The sequence below is a fragment of the Psychrobacter sp. FME5 genome, assembly GCF_014861375.1.
Classification (GTDB): domain Bacteria; phylum Pseudomonadota; class Gammaproteobacteria; order Pseudomonadales; family Moraxellaceae; genus Psychrobacter.
Genome location: NZ_RRYX01000024.1, coordinates 1 through 15989 on the forward strand (window position 1 = coordinate 1; position 15989 = coordinate 15989).

Below are 15989 nucleotides of genomic sequence, written 5' to 3' on the forward strand. Positions count from 1 at the left end.
AAACTTGTTCGTGTTGCGGCTCACGCCAAAACAGTCCGAAAGGTAGAGCAGGTCTGCGAATAAGAGAATGGTTTTGCGAGTGCGGTGTGACTCATGACCGCGATGTTAATGCGGCAAAAAACATTCTTGCGCTCGGGCTTGAGCGTCTAGCGGTAGGAATCCCCTCCGTTTAGGGAGGGGAGGAAGTCAAATTGTGCGCTAGGATTTTTTGGCGCAGACAGGTACAATATAAACCCTAATCATACATTGACCAAGCATAAGACAGGCATGCAAGTAGTTGCGGGCGCTGTCTTTACTTTTTTATCGTACCCTCTATTGGAGTTCCTATGTCTATTGCGTCTACTGCCCAAGAGTCCGCCACCGTTTTGGATGGCAAAGCACTTGCCAAACAAATAGAACAGCAACTGAGTACGCGTGTAGACGCTATTAAAGCTAAAACAGGGCGTACACCGATTTTAGCAACGATACTGGTCGGTGAAGATCCTGCCTCTGCGACTTATGTACGTATGAAAGGCAATGCCTGTAAGCGGGTGGGTATGAGCTCTATCAAGGTAGAAATGCCACATAGTACGACGACAGAGCAGTTGATGGCTAAGGTAAACGAGCTTAATGACAATCCTGACGTTCATGGCATCTTACTACAGCACCCAGTACCTGAGCATATCGATGAACGCGCTTGTTTTGAGAGGATTGACCTTAGAAAAGACGTTGATGGGGTGACCTGTCTGGGCTTTGGGCGTATGGCGATGCAGCAGCCTGCTTATGGTTCATGTACCCCGCAAGGTATCATGCATTTATTAGAGCATTACGGTATTGAGCTGGCAGGTTTGGAGGCAGTCGTCGTCGGTCGTAGTGCTATCCTAGGTAAACCAATGGCGATGATGCTATTAAATGCCAACTGTACGGTGACGATTTGCCACTCAAGAACGCAGGATTTAGAATCCCATATTAAGCGTGCTGATATCGTGGTTGGGGCAGTGGGCGTGCCTGAGCTGATTAAAGCGGAGTGGATTAAAGCGGGCGCGGTAGTGATTGATGCAGGCTTCCATCCTACTGAGAATGGCGGCGTTGGTGATATCGAAATGCAGGGTGTGGCAGATATTGCCAGTGCTTATACACCAGTACCGGGTGGCGTGGGTCCGATGACCATCAACACGCTGATACGCCAAACCGTTGATGCAGCTGAAAAAGCTGCGGGTTTATAAGCCATAAGCCGTTAATAAAAAAGGGCTGTCATAAATACATGACAGCCCTTTTTTTCGTATAACTTTTGTTTAAACTACTATCTTATAACCAGCCCAGACGCTTAAAGTTAAGGTATAAAAATCCACACAGCGAGCCAATCACTGCCATGATAACAAGGTAAGAATATTCCCAATGTAGCTCTGGCATAAAATCAAAGTTCATACCATAAATTCCCGCAATCGCCGTCGGTACCGCTAAAATACCCGCCCAAGCGGCAAGTTTGCGAACCACTTCATTCTGCCCCATATTGACCATAGCAAGATAGGTGTTCATCACCACGCTTAGCATCTCATTGAGTCCATTAATGGCATCTAAAGAATGCAATAAATGGTCATTGACGTCACGAAAATAAGGTTTGGCAGCATGAGAAAAGGGTGAAATTAAGTCACTGTTATCGTGATTGATAAAATAGCTACAAATATCTTGTACCGGCAGAATAACTGCGCGCATATGCACTAATTGCGATTTTAATTCATATAGGTTTCTAAGCGTTTCTTTATTGAATTCATAAGTAAAAATATTACGTTCTTGCTCACGTAAATAACTGCCCAAGCGATCGGTGACCGGCATATAGTTATCGACGATAAAATCGAGAATCGCATGCAGCACAAATATTGGTCCCATGCGCAGCTTTTCTGGGCGGCGGTGGCAATGTTCACGGACTGGTGCGTAGGAGTTTGATGGGCCATTACGGATGGTAATCAGGTAGTTTTTACCCATAAATATCGCGGTGGTACCGTAGCGAATGACATTGTCTTCGAGCTTGGCGGTACGTAATACCACAAACACCATGTCGTTATCGTAGTTCTCAACCTTGGCACGTTGGTGGTCGGCAAATGCATCTTCAATCGCCAATTCATGCAGACCGAACGCTTCTTTGACTTTAACCATGGTTTTTAAGCTGGGGTCATATAGACCGAGCCAAATAAATTGACCATTGTTATTCAAGGCACGACTGACATCGTTGAGCGCTATTTTATCAAGTTTTTCACCGGTTTTACGTGAGTAAGCATAGCAATTGACCACTTCACCATCACTAGATAAGTCGATATCCTCATAGCGCTCAGAGTCTGGATCATAGACAGTCATCGTTTCAATAGTGTCTTCGATCGTCGCATCCGTATCGCCATAAATATAACTGTCATAGTTATCATGGTCATCTGAATAAGAATTTTCAGCCTTCATGTTTGCGTCAGTCAGACCGACAGTAGAGTCAGGTGTGATACGAGTTGTCGGTTCGACAATCAAGTCGTCATCTTGGTTCATACCCTCTCCTTTAGTCTAATTAAAATAACTTTGCTACAGCGCATAGTTTTTTAAAGTCTCAATATCGACCAGGCTCAACAAGCTCTCATGACAAGCTTCCAGTTTTATTTGTGGCGCAATGTCAAAGTCTAGCGATTCAATCCAGCGTAACGCACAAATACACCAGTAGTCACCGGGTTTAAGGCCAGAAAACCCATACTCAGGCAGCGGGGTGATAAGGTCATTACCGCGACTGGCAGAAAAGTTTAAAAACTCACTGGTCATTTTGGCGCAAACGGTATGTTGACCGACGTCATGATTGCCAGTATGACAAAAGCCATTGCGATAATAGCCGGTGATAGGGTCAAAGCAGCAGCTGGCAAGGGCCGTGCCCAAAACGTTTGATTGATTGATGGCTGGGTTTGGGTGGTAATCAGATGACATAAGGCTTCCGAGATAAAAATATGGCTTAGTGTAACATGAGTCTGAGTCGAGGACATGCCCTAAGGTATGTCCTAGCCAAGCTCATGATTTTATTAAAAACGTGCTTTATTATACAGAAACAGTGCTATTATTCTTACTTAACCGATTATCGATATAATGCGCTAATAATTAGCCTATCTTTAACACCAATGAGGCATAATTAGATAGTGATGGCGGCCAATTGTCACTAGGCGAACCTTGCCTGCTATGCTAAACTAAAGCATAAAGTGCCTTGATTATTTATCGCCGTTTATCAGCGTATAAATATACTCGTCTTATCATTATAAATTACACTTATTACTCACCATTTTGCGGTTACCTAGTTTGTTTATAAATAATTGGGTCAATGATGTTGCGCGTTAAAAATAAAAATGCACGGCGTCAATGCAATGGTAAATATAACCTTTAAGTACCGCATCTAAGTACCGCATCACTAACGCGTTTTTGGTAAGCGATACGCCAAACAAGGATTTATTGTGTCTGTCAGTTCTGATTCTGCAAAACCTGCCCAGTCAAGTACGATCAATACAGCAGCGACTCAGCCTGTTAACCACGCTGCTGCTCCCAATAGCACCCCATACTTAAGTAACTTTGCCAGCGACGTGGCCAATAGCTGGCTGTTGCCTGATGGGGTCGTCGATGTATTGTTTGAAGATGCCCATAAGCAAGAAGTACTGAGACATCAATTGATCCAGCAGCTTATTAGCCATGGCTATGAGTTGGTCAATCCGCCGATGATTGAGTTTACTGAATCATTATTGAGTGACGCCTCAGAAGATTTAAAACGCCAAACCTTTAAGATTATCGATCAATTAACCGGTCGATTGATGGGTTTACGTGCCGATATCACTCCACAGATTTTGCGTATCGATGCGCATCATGGTGGATCAGGTATTGCGCGTTATTGCTACGCTGGGGATGTGATTCATACCTTGCCATCAGGTCTTTTTGGCTCACGTACGCCGCTGCAATTGGGGGCGGAAATATTTGGTTGTGCCTCACTTGCCGCCGATATTGAGCTGATAGATGTGCTGTTTAGTATGGTAAATACGCTAAATATGAGCGCTGCATTGCACGTCGATTTAGGTCATGTGGCAATATTTAAGCGCTTGGCTGAATTGGCTGAATTAGCCGAGAGCGACACTGAACGCTTGATGCATTTGTACGCCAATAAAAACCTACCAGAGCTTAAGCGCATTTGCCAAGCACTGCCAATGGGTGATGATTTTTATGCGCTAGCGCGTTTTGGTCATGACATCGAAAATCTATTGGCGAAGCTGTCCACTACCGCGCAGCAAGATACTCAGATTGCGACGGCCATTGACGAGTTACAACGCCTAAAAACACATCTACAGGATCAATGGGACTGTGCCGTAAGTATCGATGTGACGGAGCTGTCAGGCTACCACTACCACACAGGTATTGTATTCAACGGTTATATCAATAGTGAAACCCAGCCGTTGGTTCGTGGTGGGCGTTTTGATGGGATGCAGAGTGGCAGTCAATTAGCAGGCGATCAAATACGCGAAGCCACTGGCTTTAGTATGGATGTCAGCCGCTTGCTGGCTCATACTCAGCTTGATGCACCAACCGTCGTGCTGGTTGACTATGACGCGTCAAGCAGCGCGGACCAAGAGCAGATGCAAACGCTGTTGCAACAAGTGGCAAGCTTGCGTCAGCAAGGCTATCGCGTCACTATGCCGTTAAACGCCGAAGACCGCCCAGCTAACACAACGCACCGCTTAAGCTTTGCCAATAATCAGTGGCAGTTAAACGCTATTTAAAAATTAGCGCGCGTTCAGTTAAAAGCACATAGTAAATACATCATAACTGTTTTAGATGATAAGTAGTTTTAACATAATTTTAGTTTTTAAACCGTTATTGCACACACCTCAATAGACAAAGGTAAGGATTGATCATGGGTAAGAATGTCGTAGTTTTGGGTAGCCAATGGGGCGATGAAGGTAAGGGTAAAATCGTCGATTTACTGACCGAAAAAGCCTCAGCAGTCGCTCGCTTTCAAGGCGGACATAATGCTGGTCACACGTTAGTTGTCGATGGCAAAACCACCGTCCTACATTTAATCCCATCAGGTATTTTACGTGAAGGCGTCACCTGCTTCATCGGTAACGGTGTGGTGTTAGCACCTGATGCCTTGCTAAAAGAGATGAAAGAATTAGAAGCCAATAACGTCCCAGTACGTGAGCGTTTACGCATTTCACCGAACTGCCCACTTATCATGCCATACCACGTCGCATTAGACCAAGCGCGCGAAGCCAAACGTGGCACTGGCAAAATTGGTACGACGGGTCGCGGCATCGGTCCTGCTTATGAAGACAAAGTAGCGCGCCGTGCAATCAAGCTTGCTGATTTATTCCGTGATGACTTAGAAGAGAAGCTACGCAACTTAATCGAATACCATAACTTCCAGTTAACTCAGTATTATAAAGTTGAGGCGATTGATTTTGATGAAACATTTAAGCTTTGCCAAGAATGGAAAGAAGAAATCAGAGGTATGGTTACTGATGTCACTGAAGATTTGAACCAATTTCGCCTTGCTGGAAAAAACCTGATGTTTGAAGGTGCGCAAGGGACGTTACTCGATATCGACCACGGTACTTATCCGTTTGTGACCAGCTCAAGCGTCACAGCGGGCGGCGTATCGACAGGTACAGGTATCGGCCCATTGTACTTAGATTATGTCCTTGGTATCACCAAAGCTTACACCACGCGTGTCGGTAGCGGTCCGTTCCCAACTGAATTATTTGATGATGTTGGCGCGCATTTGGCCAAAGTCGGTCACGAGTTCGGTGCAACGACAGGCCGCGCACGTCGTTGTGGTTGGTTCGACGCTGAAGCTCTACGCCGTGCTGTGGTATTGAACTCTATGTCAGGTATCTGCTTGACCAAACTTGACGTATTAGATGGTTTGGAAGAGCTGTTAATCGGCGTAGGTTATAACTTACCTGAAACTGAGTGTGCCGGCGCGCATGATGCTGAGTTCTATGAAGCGGTAACGCCTAAGTACGAAACGCTAGAAGGCTGGAGCGAGTCAACGGTGGGTATCACCAATTATGACGATCTACCAGAAAATGCCAAAAAATATATCAAACGTATCGAAGCGTTGATTGGTTGCCCTGTTGATATCATCTCAACCGGCCCTGATCGCGAAGAAACAATCGTTCTACGTGACCCGTATGATGTGTAAATAAGTTTTTTAGCTAAACACTAAAACCCCTTTGCTAAGCATTGGGGTTTTTTTGTGCGTCATTTTTCTAAATATAGTCATTTTTATAACCATTTTTAAAATAAGGACATGCCCTAGGATAGCTGTATTAGTGTGTTATTGGAATAAATTTTTCTGGCGTGCTGCATACGCAGAGGCTGCGCAAAATTCATTCCAATAGCACTGTCGCATTTTTAAGATGTTTTGATTTTTCTATAAAGTGGGTTTTATTAACATTATTCGGGTTTAATTGAGTATAATGTGTTAGAGGGAACTTTAACTCTTTTAATACATAAAAAGGAAAATGTAATGATAACAACTACTGTCAAGCGCTCTATTCGCAGTACTTCTCTAGCGATAGTAACGTCTGCCGCTTTTATGCTGCCTATGCTTTCTTGGGGTGCTGAAAATTGCGATAACCCCAACAACGATTTTGATAGCCTATATTGCTTGACAAAAGTATATTTGCAAGCAGATAAAGAGCTCAATACTTCTTATAACAAATTAAGCAAACAGCTGAATAAAAAACAAAAATCCACGCTAAAACGTGGTCAGCTGGCTTGGCTGCGTGAGCGTGATGATCGATGTAGTTATAATGATGATGAAAATGGCTTTTTTGTTAATATGGGCTGTGCTACTCGCACGACGACCAGTCGCGTTAACTTTTTAAACGAGCGGGTGCGTGAATGTAACGCGGGCAGCTGCCGAGACAGTCGCTTAGGTGAGTAGCAATATCAACTTGTAGGATTTACTTTTATGCAAGCTATGGTCATAAATTAACCCTATCATTTATAGCGTCAATCATTATAATAGGCAGCAATCCTGTGTTGGCGCTCAGGTTGCCGTATTGGTAGACCATGAGTCATTTGGTTACATTTCAGCCAACATTGTGACCAAAGATAAAACCAAGTATTTACTATTTTATTTCTTATCAAATTTATCATTTATTAGGAGCTTTTCATGGCTAACGAACGTACTTTATCTATCATCAAACCTGACGCTGTTGCTGGCAACCACATCGGTGCTATCTATGACCGTTTTGAACAAGCGGGTCTAAAAATTGTTGCGGCTAAAATGCTACAACTTGATGACGAAAAAGCGGGTGGTTTTTACGCTGAGCATGCTGAGCGTCCATTTTATAATGACCTAAAATCTTTCATGATGTCAGGCCCAGTATTGGTATCTGTGTTAGAAGGCGAAAACGCTATCGCTAAGCATCGTGAAATCATGGGCGCTACTAACCCAAAAGATGCAGACAAAGGCACTATCCGTGCTGATTTTGCTAGCAGCATCGACGAAAACGCGGTTCATGGTTCAGATTCAGCAGAATCAGCCGCGCGCGAAATTAGCTACTTTTTCAATGATGATGAAGTTTGTGCACGTAAGCGCTAGTAGCAATTATTGATATCAGCTTATAATGTTGATTATTGATAATTAGTGTGGCGAGACGGCTTATATCTTATGGTATAAGCCGTTTTAGCTCTTATAATAGACTTATTTATGATTGAAATTTTCGACAGCTTGCCTCATTATTATAGTCAGTGAAACGTAAAATCGATACATCACGTACTGCAGGTACCGTTTTTTCTTGCTTGCTGTGCCTACGCAGACAGAGGCTACAAAAAAACTATACCAGCAGTATCGTAGCGTTTTTAAAGTATTTTAACTATAGTTTTACATTGCGTTATCAATCCTTTATCAGCATGATTTTATCAAATGCTCAGTATTCACAAGTGCCTGATAAAATGCGTTCATAACGGATTGCTCATGCACTCATGCATTATGAATGCATCGCAACGCCCATATCAATAATTGTATCGCTCATATCAGCAGATACAAAAAGGTTATCTATTATGTCCACTGTTCAAACCCCAACCCAGCACATACCTGCAAAGGCTACTAAGAGCATCAAGCTAGTAGACGAGGCGCAGGCCAAAACCAACTTATTGGGCATGCCGCAAGCGCAACTGTCTGATTACTTTAAAAGTATTGGCGAAAAGCCGTTTCGTGCGACACAGGTAATTAAGTGGATTTATCAGCATGGGGTGACGGATTTTGAGCAAATGACCAATCTCAGCAAATCATTGCGTGATAAATTATCGCTCAATGCTTGTGTTACGCCACCAAAAGTGATTCATCGCCAATATAGCGATGATGGCACCCGTAAATGGGTGTTTGAAGTTACTGGCGGCTCATTGGTTGAGACGGTATTAATTCCTGCAGATGATAGTAAATTAAATGGTCGTAAAACCTTATGTATTTCCTCACAAGTGGGCTGTGCGCTGGATTGTAGCTTTTGTAGTACGGGTAAACAGGGCTTTGAGCGCGATTTAAGTGCGGCTGAGATTATCGGGCAGCTATGGGTGGCTAACGCTTCTTATATGAGCGATGAAAATGACAGTTTAGACAACGTTGACCATAGCCTATGGGAAAATAACGTCACCAATGTAGTGATGATGGGTATGGGCGAGCCATTGCTAAACTACAAACCCGTGGTGGGCTCGATGGAGCTGATGTTAAGCGATCATGGCTATGGACTGTCCAAGCGCCGCGTGACCTTATCCACCTCGGGCGTGGTGCCAAAAATGTATCAGTTGGCGCAAGATATCGATGTGGCCTTGGCCATCTCGCTACATGCGCCCAATGACGAGCTACGTAATGAGCTAGTGCCAATAAATAAAAAATACCCGTTGAACGAGCTGATTGCTGCTGCAAAGAACTACGTTCATGATGTCAATCCGCGCCATAAAAAGCACGTGACCATCGAATACGTAATGCTAGATGGTGTCAATGATAGTAATGAGAATGCTCATCAATTGGTCGCGTTATTAGACGGTCTACCAAGTAAGATTAACCTCATCCCGTTTAATCCATTCCCGCATTCGGGATATGATAAATCAAGCAATAACCGTATTCATACTTTTAGCAATATATTAAGTGAAGCGGGGTTTGTCTGTACCATTCGTCAAACGCGTGGGGACGATATTGATGCCGCTTGCGGTCAATTAGTCGGGCAAGTCGCTGATAGAACTCGTCGTTCCGCCGCTTGGCAGCAAAGCATCAAAGACCGTGAAAGCGTTTAGGGTAATGGTTGCCTGAGCCTGAATGACTAACCTGAGCCTGAATGACTAATAAGTTACATGAATGGCTATCATTAGTCCTAAATAAAATATAGCAGGCTGCTGAGCGTTAGCTGTCTTTTTTGCATCACAACGGTAATAAAATGTAGTCATCGCTATCAACAGCCTAGCGCTGTGCAATTAATAAAAACTAAATTGTACTTATGGGGGTTAAATCTATTAAACTGATGCCTCGAGGATCGAACGCATTGACTCACAGTTTTATGATGGTAGCCACGATGACTTCTAAAAATTCTTGTCAGTTCAAATATCAAACATTTTTTTCTCATACGATGAAGCGGTTGGGTAATAAAGTTTTTCAAAAAAACAGCGCTCGGTGTATTTTGCTTGCAGGGTCGTTAAGCGCGCTGATGTTAAGTGGTTGCCAAAGCACACCAAACAACGACTTGCTGAATGGTACCCCTTATCAAACGTCGACGCGACCTAATGACAATCGTAACTTAGACCAACAGGAAATTGCTCGCGTGCGCACTTCACTGGCGGCGCAATATATCCGAAAAAAAGAGCTCGATACTGCACAGCGTCAGCTCGAAAAAGCCCTTGCTGCTGATAGCCGTTACGCGCCAGCCTATGATATGATGGGCGTTTTGCTGCAGCAAGAGGGTAGCCGCATCAATCTTGAAAAAGCCGATCAGTATTTTAAAAAGGCAATCACCCTTGATAAAAATTTTGAACAAGCAAACAATAACTATGGCGTTTATTTATCACAGATGAAGCGCTATCGTGAGGCGGCAGAGCAGTTTGGTATTGCAGGTGCAGCATTGGGTTACGAAGGCCGTATTGGTGCGTTGGAGAATCTAGGGCGTACTTATCTTAAACTTAATGATCACCCTGCGGCGGCCAAAGCATTTTTACGTGCGCTCGATGGCAATCGTAATAGTGTGATTGCGCATATTGAATTGGTAGATTTATTGCTTGAACAGCAGCGTGTGCAGCAGGCGCAACGGCTTTATGATGAGACACTGGTATTAGTGAAAGGACAGGGTATTAGCCCGCGTTTACTATTACAAGGTATTAAACTTGCCGCTGCGCAAAACAATATAAAAACGCGCCAGCAATTGGCACAGCAGCTTTTATCTGCTTATCCGCTAAGCGATGAAGCAAAACAACTTAAGACTTGGCTTAATAATCCAGAGGCACCATGGAAATGACCACCCCATCATCAAACACTCAATCTAATGCTCAGGGATCATTTGGTGCCATGTTGCAGCAAGCCCGCAAACATAAGCAAGTAAGCTTAGAAGAGGCGGCCGCCGAGTTATTTATTTTAAAGCGTCATTTGCAAGCGCTAGAGGATGAGAACTTTGCGCAGATGCCGCAAGCGGCTTTTGCTCGTGGGTTTGCGATTAATTATGCTAAGTTTTTGGGTTTAGATCCTGTCAAGATAGCGAGTAGTTTTGACGCCGCGTATCCCAACGAACTCAAATCAGATTCGATGAGAAACGTCGAGTCACCACTGCGCCCCATGGGCACATTGCAGCGTGATACCCACAACCGCATTCGTTTTAATCCATTGCTTATCATAGCGGTTATTGGTGTCATCATCTTAGCGATTTTCTTGTTCCGTATGGTTAGCAACGCCAGTAAAGAAAACAGCGACCAACCGATATCAACCACGGAAGACCTCTCAGAGATAGAGCAGGCGCAAGGCGCTGCGATTAATGACGCTACTGGCGTCGGCGCTTCTGGCTCTGCTTTAAATACAGGCGATGCTAATGCGAGCATGGCCTCCCTAGAGGTGAAACTGACCAATACCGCCGCTGTTAGTATCAGTGATGCCTCTGGTAGCAGCCTGATGAATGGCGCTCAGACGTCTGGTGATTATAAGCTATTAGGTACGCCACCATTTAATGTGCAAATTGATAATATCGATAACGTCAGCTTAATGCTCAACCAAGAAGCGGTGGCTTTAGACAGCTATGCAACTGATAAGCAGGCTAGCTTTGAGTTAGCGCCTTAACTTTTTACGCTACTTTTGAGTGCTGCTGAGTGTTTAGCGCTATTATAAGTGTGTTTTTCTTCGTTTTTCTCGCTCCAATGAAAGGGTTTGTCTATGTCAACGTCAGCGCCTATTAACCGTCGTCCTACCAAAAAAATACATGTCGGTGATGTCGCGATTGGTGGCGATGCGCCGATTAGTGTCCAAAGTATGACCAATACAGATACCTGTGATGTGGCAGCGACTGTCGCCCAAATCGAGCGCTGCGTTGAGGCAGGTGCCGATCTAATGCGGGTATCGACGCCGACGATGGATACGGTCAAAGCCTTTGCAGAAATTCGGAAGCGGGTCAGTGTTCCTTTAATCGCCGATGTACATTTTGACCATAAAATTGCCTTGGCCGTTGCCGAAGCAGGCGCTGATTGCCTGCGTATCAACCCTGGTAACATTGGCAGCGATGCCAAAGTACGCGAAGTGGTCGCTTGTGCCAAGGATTACAATATTCCGATTCGTATTGGCGTTAACGCAGGTTCGTTAGAAAAAGACATTCAACGCAAATATACTGAGCCAACAGGCGAGGCGATGCTCGAATCAGCGATGCGTCATATCGATATATTAGAGCGTCTCAATTTTGACCAATATAAAGTATCGGTCAAAGCCAGTAATGTATTCTTAACTTTGGATGCTTATCGCCTGATATCTGCGCAAATTGATAATCCGCTACATTTGGGTGTCACTGAAGCGGGTGTCTATCGTACAGGGGCGGTGAAATCTGCCATTGCCCTCGGTGGTTTACTGTTAGATGGTATTGGCGATACCATTCGTATCTCCTTAGCCGCCGAGCCTGAAGAAGAAATAAAAATTGGTTTCGATATTTTAAAATCATTGAATATTCGCTCTAATGGCGTTAACTTTATCGCTTGCCCGAGCTGCTCGCGTCAAGAGTTTGATGTTATCAAGGTAATGACCGCGTTAGAGTCGCGTTTAGAAGACATTCGTGAACCGATGGATCTGTCGGTGATTGGCTGTAAAGTAAATGGTCCGGGTGAGGCAAAAGAAGCTGATATTGGTATCGTTGGCGCTGCACCAAAATCATTGGTGTATCGTATGGGTGAAAAGAGCCATTTGATTCATACGGATAATCTGGTCGATGAAATCGAAGGCATGGTACGTGCTCATGCAGAAGATTTAGCAAAAAAACGCGAGAATGAGATTATTCGCGTAAAGTAACTTGCAGTGAACAACATGTTTTCCGATTAAAAAAGCGTTATTACGAATAAAGAACAGCTACCTGTTAAAAATTTTAAGGATACGACCGTACCATGATTAAAGCGATCAAAGGGTTTAATGATATTTTGCCTGAGCAATCTGCAAAGTGGCTGCATTTAGAGGCGATACTGGCTGATGTATTGGGCAGATACGGCTATGAGCATATTCGTCTACCAATCGTTGAGCAAACCGATTTGTTTGCGCGTGCTATCGGCGGCGCAACGGATATCGTAGAAAAAGAAATGTATAGCTTTACGGATAAGTCTGAGCCACCAACGCCATTGGCACTGCGTCCTGAAGGTACAGCAGGCGCAGTACGTGCGGTGATTGAGCACAACTTGCTACGCGGTGATACGCCCAAATTATGGTATATCGGTCCGATGTTTCGCTATGAGCGTCCACAGAAAGGCCGTTATCGTCAGTTCCATCAATTGGGCGTAGAAAGCTTCGGTAGTCCGCTTCCAGATGCTGACGCTGAATTGATTGCCATGACCCATCTCATGTGGCAAGAATTGGGTTTAAAAGATGAGATGCATTTACAACTAAATAGCTTAGGTGAGCTGGATGAGCGTCATGCTTATCGTCAAGCGTTGGTGACGTATCTAACCGATAAACAAGACCAGCTTGACGACGATAGTAAGCGCCGCTTGACTACCAATCCGCTACGTATCTTAGACAGTAAAGAAGCCAGTACTCAAGCCATATTAGCCGATGCACCCAAGCTTGCTGAATTTTTGGGTGCAGAAAGTGTGGCGCATTTTGAGCAGGTTCAAAAGTACTTAACCGAACTTGGTATTGATTTTGAGATAAATCCGCACCTCGTCCGTGGTCTTGATTATTATAATAAGACCGTTTTTGAATGGGTAACGGATAAGCTTGGTAGCCAAGCCACCGTCTGTGCAGGCGGTCGTTATGATGGTCTAGTCGGGCAACTGAAGTCTATCGGTACAGATAGCAATAAGCCGGTAAAATCTGAACCTGCCGTTGGTTTTGCGATGGGGCTTGAGCGTTTATTATTATTGATGGAAGCGGTTGCGCCGATTGCAGCGCTTCCTGCTTGTGATGTCTTTGTGGTTGCCCATCCAGAGGTCTATAGTGCTGGTATTGGTTATGCGCAACGCTTGCGTTATAGTCGCCCAGATCTTCGGGTAAAAATGGCCAGTGCGACGAGCCTAAAAGCGCAAATGAAAAAAGCAGACAAATCAGGTGCAGCAATGACCGTCATTATCGCTCAGCAAGAGCTGGAAGATAACACCATTAGCATCAAAGATATGCAAACAGGTGAGCAACAAACGGTCGCTACAGATTGGCTGGCAAATAAAGACAATATTTCGCGTCAGTAATCGATTTTGGCATTAGCAAATTAATATAAATCTTATCAGGTAAACATATATGGCTCTGACACCTAATTCGCCGAATGCAGACAGTTCAATGCAAGCGTTAAAGCAATATGGCAGTTATATTGTCACTGTGATTTTGTTGGCACTGGCTGCTTATTTCGGTTGGACTTATTGGCAAGACAACCATGCGCGGGTTGATACTGTCGCCGCAGATTATTATGCAGACATTCAGCGTTTAAATGAAGAAGTGAGTTTGGCCTCGCAAAACCCAGACTTAGAGGCAGAGGCTCAAGCATCACTCGAGCAGAGCCGTACACAGTTGAATAAAGATATTGATGCGTTGGTCAGCACACATGGCGAGTCGGTTTATGCATGGCAAGCATTGATGATTAAAGCGCGTCAGCAAATTGATAACGATGACTTTGCGGCGGCAAGCGACACCCTCAAAAAAGCCTTGACCATTGATTTGGGTGATGCAGGGTTAAAAGCGATCACTCGCTTGCGCTATGCAACAACGCTATTGGCTGCAGGCGATGCAGATGCGGCGTTGACACAAGCGAACAATGACATGCCAGGCTCGTTTGAAGCCAGCCAACAAGAATTGCTCGGTGATATTTACTTGGCGCAAGACAATAAAGACTCAGCGATTAAGTCGTACAATAATGCTTGGGAGCTGTTACGTGGCCGTCAAGAAACACGTGCAGTATTGGCATTAAAAATGGAGAGTTTGGGAATCGTGCCTGAGCCTATCGCTGATCAAGCGCGTCTGGTTCAAGAGTCAACTGCTCCTGAACAGCCATTAATAGTAGAAAACCCAGCAGAAAATACGACCGTTGATGTGACGCAGTAATTGCTAATTAATAATCATTTATTTGTAGTGAGAACCTATAATGACTCAATCTATTCGCTCTAGCAAAATTTTAACCGCTAACACTGTCAAAAAGACAGTGATGCATGTGGCAGTATTGGCAGTAATGAGCACTGCAGTGATTGGGTGTAATCGCGGTATCAAACCCGTCGTCAACGATCCCGTAAAACTGGTACAGATTGCTGAGCCTATTAGCGTACTACAACCTGTTTTTAGTACGGATGTCGGTAGTAAAAAAGCCAGTAAAAAGGACCCACTGAATCTGCAGGTCGGTTATGCCGATGGACAAATTGTTACTGCATCGCGCGGTGGTGATTTGGCGGGTTTTAATAATGCAGGCGAGCGTTTATGGTCGGTCAATGTCGATGATCAAATCACAGGCGGTGTTGCGTTAGATGCTTTAAGCCAAACAGCGATTGTGAGCACCCGCGGTGGTCTAATCATGGCATTTGATAGTGCTACTGGTGCCAAACGCTGGCAGCAGCAGTTATCAGGGTCGGTGTTGACCCCAGCGCTTATTACTAATAACCGCGTGATTCTATCAGCGAACGACGGGTTTTTGCATGGTTTGTCACTACAAACCGGTCAGTCTGTCTGGCAGTTTGCGACCCAAGTACCAGCCATCAGCGTACGTGGTAGTGCTGCACCAACCTTGTTAGACAGTAAAACCGCGTTATTAGCGACTGCTGATGGGCGTTTGCACGCGGTGACGACTGATAGCGGTCTGCCGCAGTGGTCAAGACGTGTTGGCGTTGGTGCTGGTAGTAGTGAGGTTGAGCGCATGAGCGACGTTGACGGCATGCCTGTCATCGATAAAAACCAACTTTTCGCCATCAGTTATAGTGGCCAATTACTGGGTATCGATTTGGCGTCACGTCAAGTCATGTTCGTTAAAGAGCTTGCTAGCTTAAAATCACTTGCCGTAAATAACCAACAAGTTATTGGCACCAGTCTAGACGGTAAAGTCGCCGCTTATGATCGCACCAGTGGTGAGCTGCTGTGGGAAAGCGAAGAGTTGGCCTATCGTCACTTAACCAACCCTGTGATGATTGGCAATTACATTGCCGTTGGTGATTTCGATGGTGTGGTGCATTTATTTAACCCTGCTAGCGGTAAAATCGTCAGCCGTGTACAAACCAAAGGCGCGTTGAGTAATTTACAAGTACAAGGCAGCCGTTTAATGACCCAAAGTACCTCAGGGCAAGTTGCTATTTGGCAGCTGGCACGTTAAATC

The 15989-nt window shown here is 44.7% G+C and carries 15 protein-coding genes; 13 read left to right on the forward strand and 2 right to left on the reverse strand.

Annotated elements, in window-relative coordinates:
* Together EI161_RS05390 and folD are read left to right on the forward strand one after the other, a co-directional pair.
* Positions 1–173: zinc ribbon domain-containing protein (locus EI161_RS05390; protein ID WP_192529151.1), on the forward strand; the 173-nt coding region annotated here is incomplete at its 5' end.
* Positions 174–326: 153 nt separating this feature from the next.
* A complete protein-coding gene (gene folD / locus EI161_RS05395) occupies positions 327–1205 on the forward strand; it encodes a bifunctional methylenetetrahydrofolate dehydrogenase/methenyltetrahydrofolate cyclohydrolase FolD (RefSeq protein ID WP_192529152.1) in 879 nt (292 codons plus the stop codon).
* Positions 1206–1287: 82 nt separating this feature from the next.
* Here folD and corA read toward each other — a convergent pair whose 3' ends face one another.
* The gene (gene corA, locus EI161_RS05400) at positions 1288–2511 is read right to left on the reverse strand and encodes a magnesium/cobalt transporter CorA (protein ID WP_192524743.1); all 1224 of its coding nucleotides are present in this window, start codon (positions 2509–2511) and stop codon (positions 1288–1290) included.
* Positions 2512–2544: 33 nt separating this feature from the next.
* Positions 2545–2934 carry a DUF2237 family protein gene (locus tag EI161_RS05405; protein ID WP_192529153.1) on the reverse strand — a complete coding sequence of 130 codons (390 nt, stop codon included), beginning with the start codon at positions 2932–2934 and terminating at the stop codon, positions 2545–2547.
* Positions 2935–3449: 515 nt separating this feature from the next.
* Here EI161_RS05405 and EI161_RS05410 point away from each other — a divergent pair.
* The 11 genes from EI161_RS05410 to bamB all read left to right on the forward strand — a co-directional run bounded on the left by EI161_RS05410 (position 3450) and on the right by bamB (position 15986).
* Complete coding sequence (locus tag EI161_RS05410; protein ID WP_192529154.1) at positions 3450–4757, forward strand: ATP phosphoribosyltransferase regulatory subunit; 1308 nt, start codon at positions 3450–3452, stop codon at positions 4755–4757.
* 134 nt (positions 4758–4891) lie between these two features.
* Entirely contained in the window at positions 4892–6181 is a 1290-nt protein-coding gene (locus tag EI161_RS05415) for an adenylosuccinate synthase (protein ID WP_192529155.1), read from the forward strand.
* A 327-nt stretch (positions 6182–6508) separates the two neighbouring features.
* Entirely contained in the window at positions 6509–6928 is a 420-nt protein-coding gene (locus tag EI161_RS05420) for a lysozyme inhibitor LprI family protein (protein WP_192529156.1), read from the forward strand.
* Between the two features lie 231 nt (positions 6929–7159).
* Positions 7160–7591 carry a nucleoside-diphosphate kinase gene (gene ndk, locus EI161_RS05425; RefSeq protein WP_192524506.1) on the forward strand — a complete coding sequence of 144 codons (432 nt, stop codon included), beginning with the start codon at positions 7160–7162 and terminating at the stop codon, positions 7589–7591.
* 461 nt (positions 7592–8052) lie between these two features.
* Positions 8053–9282: a 23S rRNA (adenine(2503)-C(2))-methyltransferase RlmN gene (gene rlmN / locus EI161_RS05430; RefSeq protein WP_192529157.1), complete on the forward strand. Its 1230-nt coding sequence runs from the start codon at positions 8053–8055 to the stop codon at positions 9280–9282.
* Between the two features lie 275 nt (positions 9283–9557).
* Positions 9558–10490: a type IV pilus biogenesis/stability protein PilW gene (gene pilW, locus EI161_RS05435; RefSeq protein ID WP_225735237.1), complete on the forward strand. Its 933-nt coding sequence runs from the start codon at positions 9558–9560 to the stop codon at positions 10488–10490.
* Positions 10481–11299, forward strand: coding sequence for a helix-turn-helix domain-containing protein (locus tag EI161_RS05440; RefSeq protein WP_413038391.1), 819 nt, complete (start codon positions 10481–10483; stop codon positions 11297–11299). Before pilW ends, EI161_RS05440 begins: the two co-directional genes overlap by 10 nt.
* 93 nt (positions 11300–11392) lie before the next feature.
* Positions 11393–12508, forward strand: coding sequence for a flavodoxin-dependent (E)-4-hydroxy-3-methylbut-2-enyl-diphosphate synthase (ispG, locus tag EI161_RS05445; RefSeq protein WP_192524509.1), 1116 nt, complete (start codon positions 11393–11395; stop codon positions 12506–12508).
* A gap of 92 nt (positions 12509–12600) precedes the next feature.
* Complete coding sequence (gene hisS, locus EI161_RS05450; protein WP_192529159.1) at positions 12601–13890, forward strand: histidine--tRNA ligase; 1290 nt, start codon at positions 12601–12603, stop codon at positions 13888–13890.
* A 49-nt stretch (positions 13891–13939) separates the two neighbouring features.
* Positions 13940–14737 (forward strand): YfgM family protein, encoded by a 798-nt coding sequence (locus EI161_RS05455; protein WP_192529160.1) that lies wholly within the window; start codon positions 13940–13942, stop codon positions 14735–14737.
* A 40-nt stretch (positions 14738–14777) separates the two neighbouring features.
* Entirely contained in the window at positions 14778–15986 is a 1209-nt protein-coding gene (gene bamB / locus EI161_RS05460; RefSeq protein WP_192529161.1) for an outer membrane protein assembly factor BamB, read from the forward strand.
* Positions 15987–15989 lie beyond the last annotated feature (3 nt).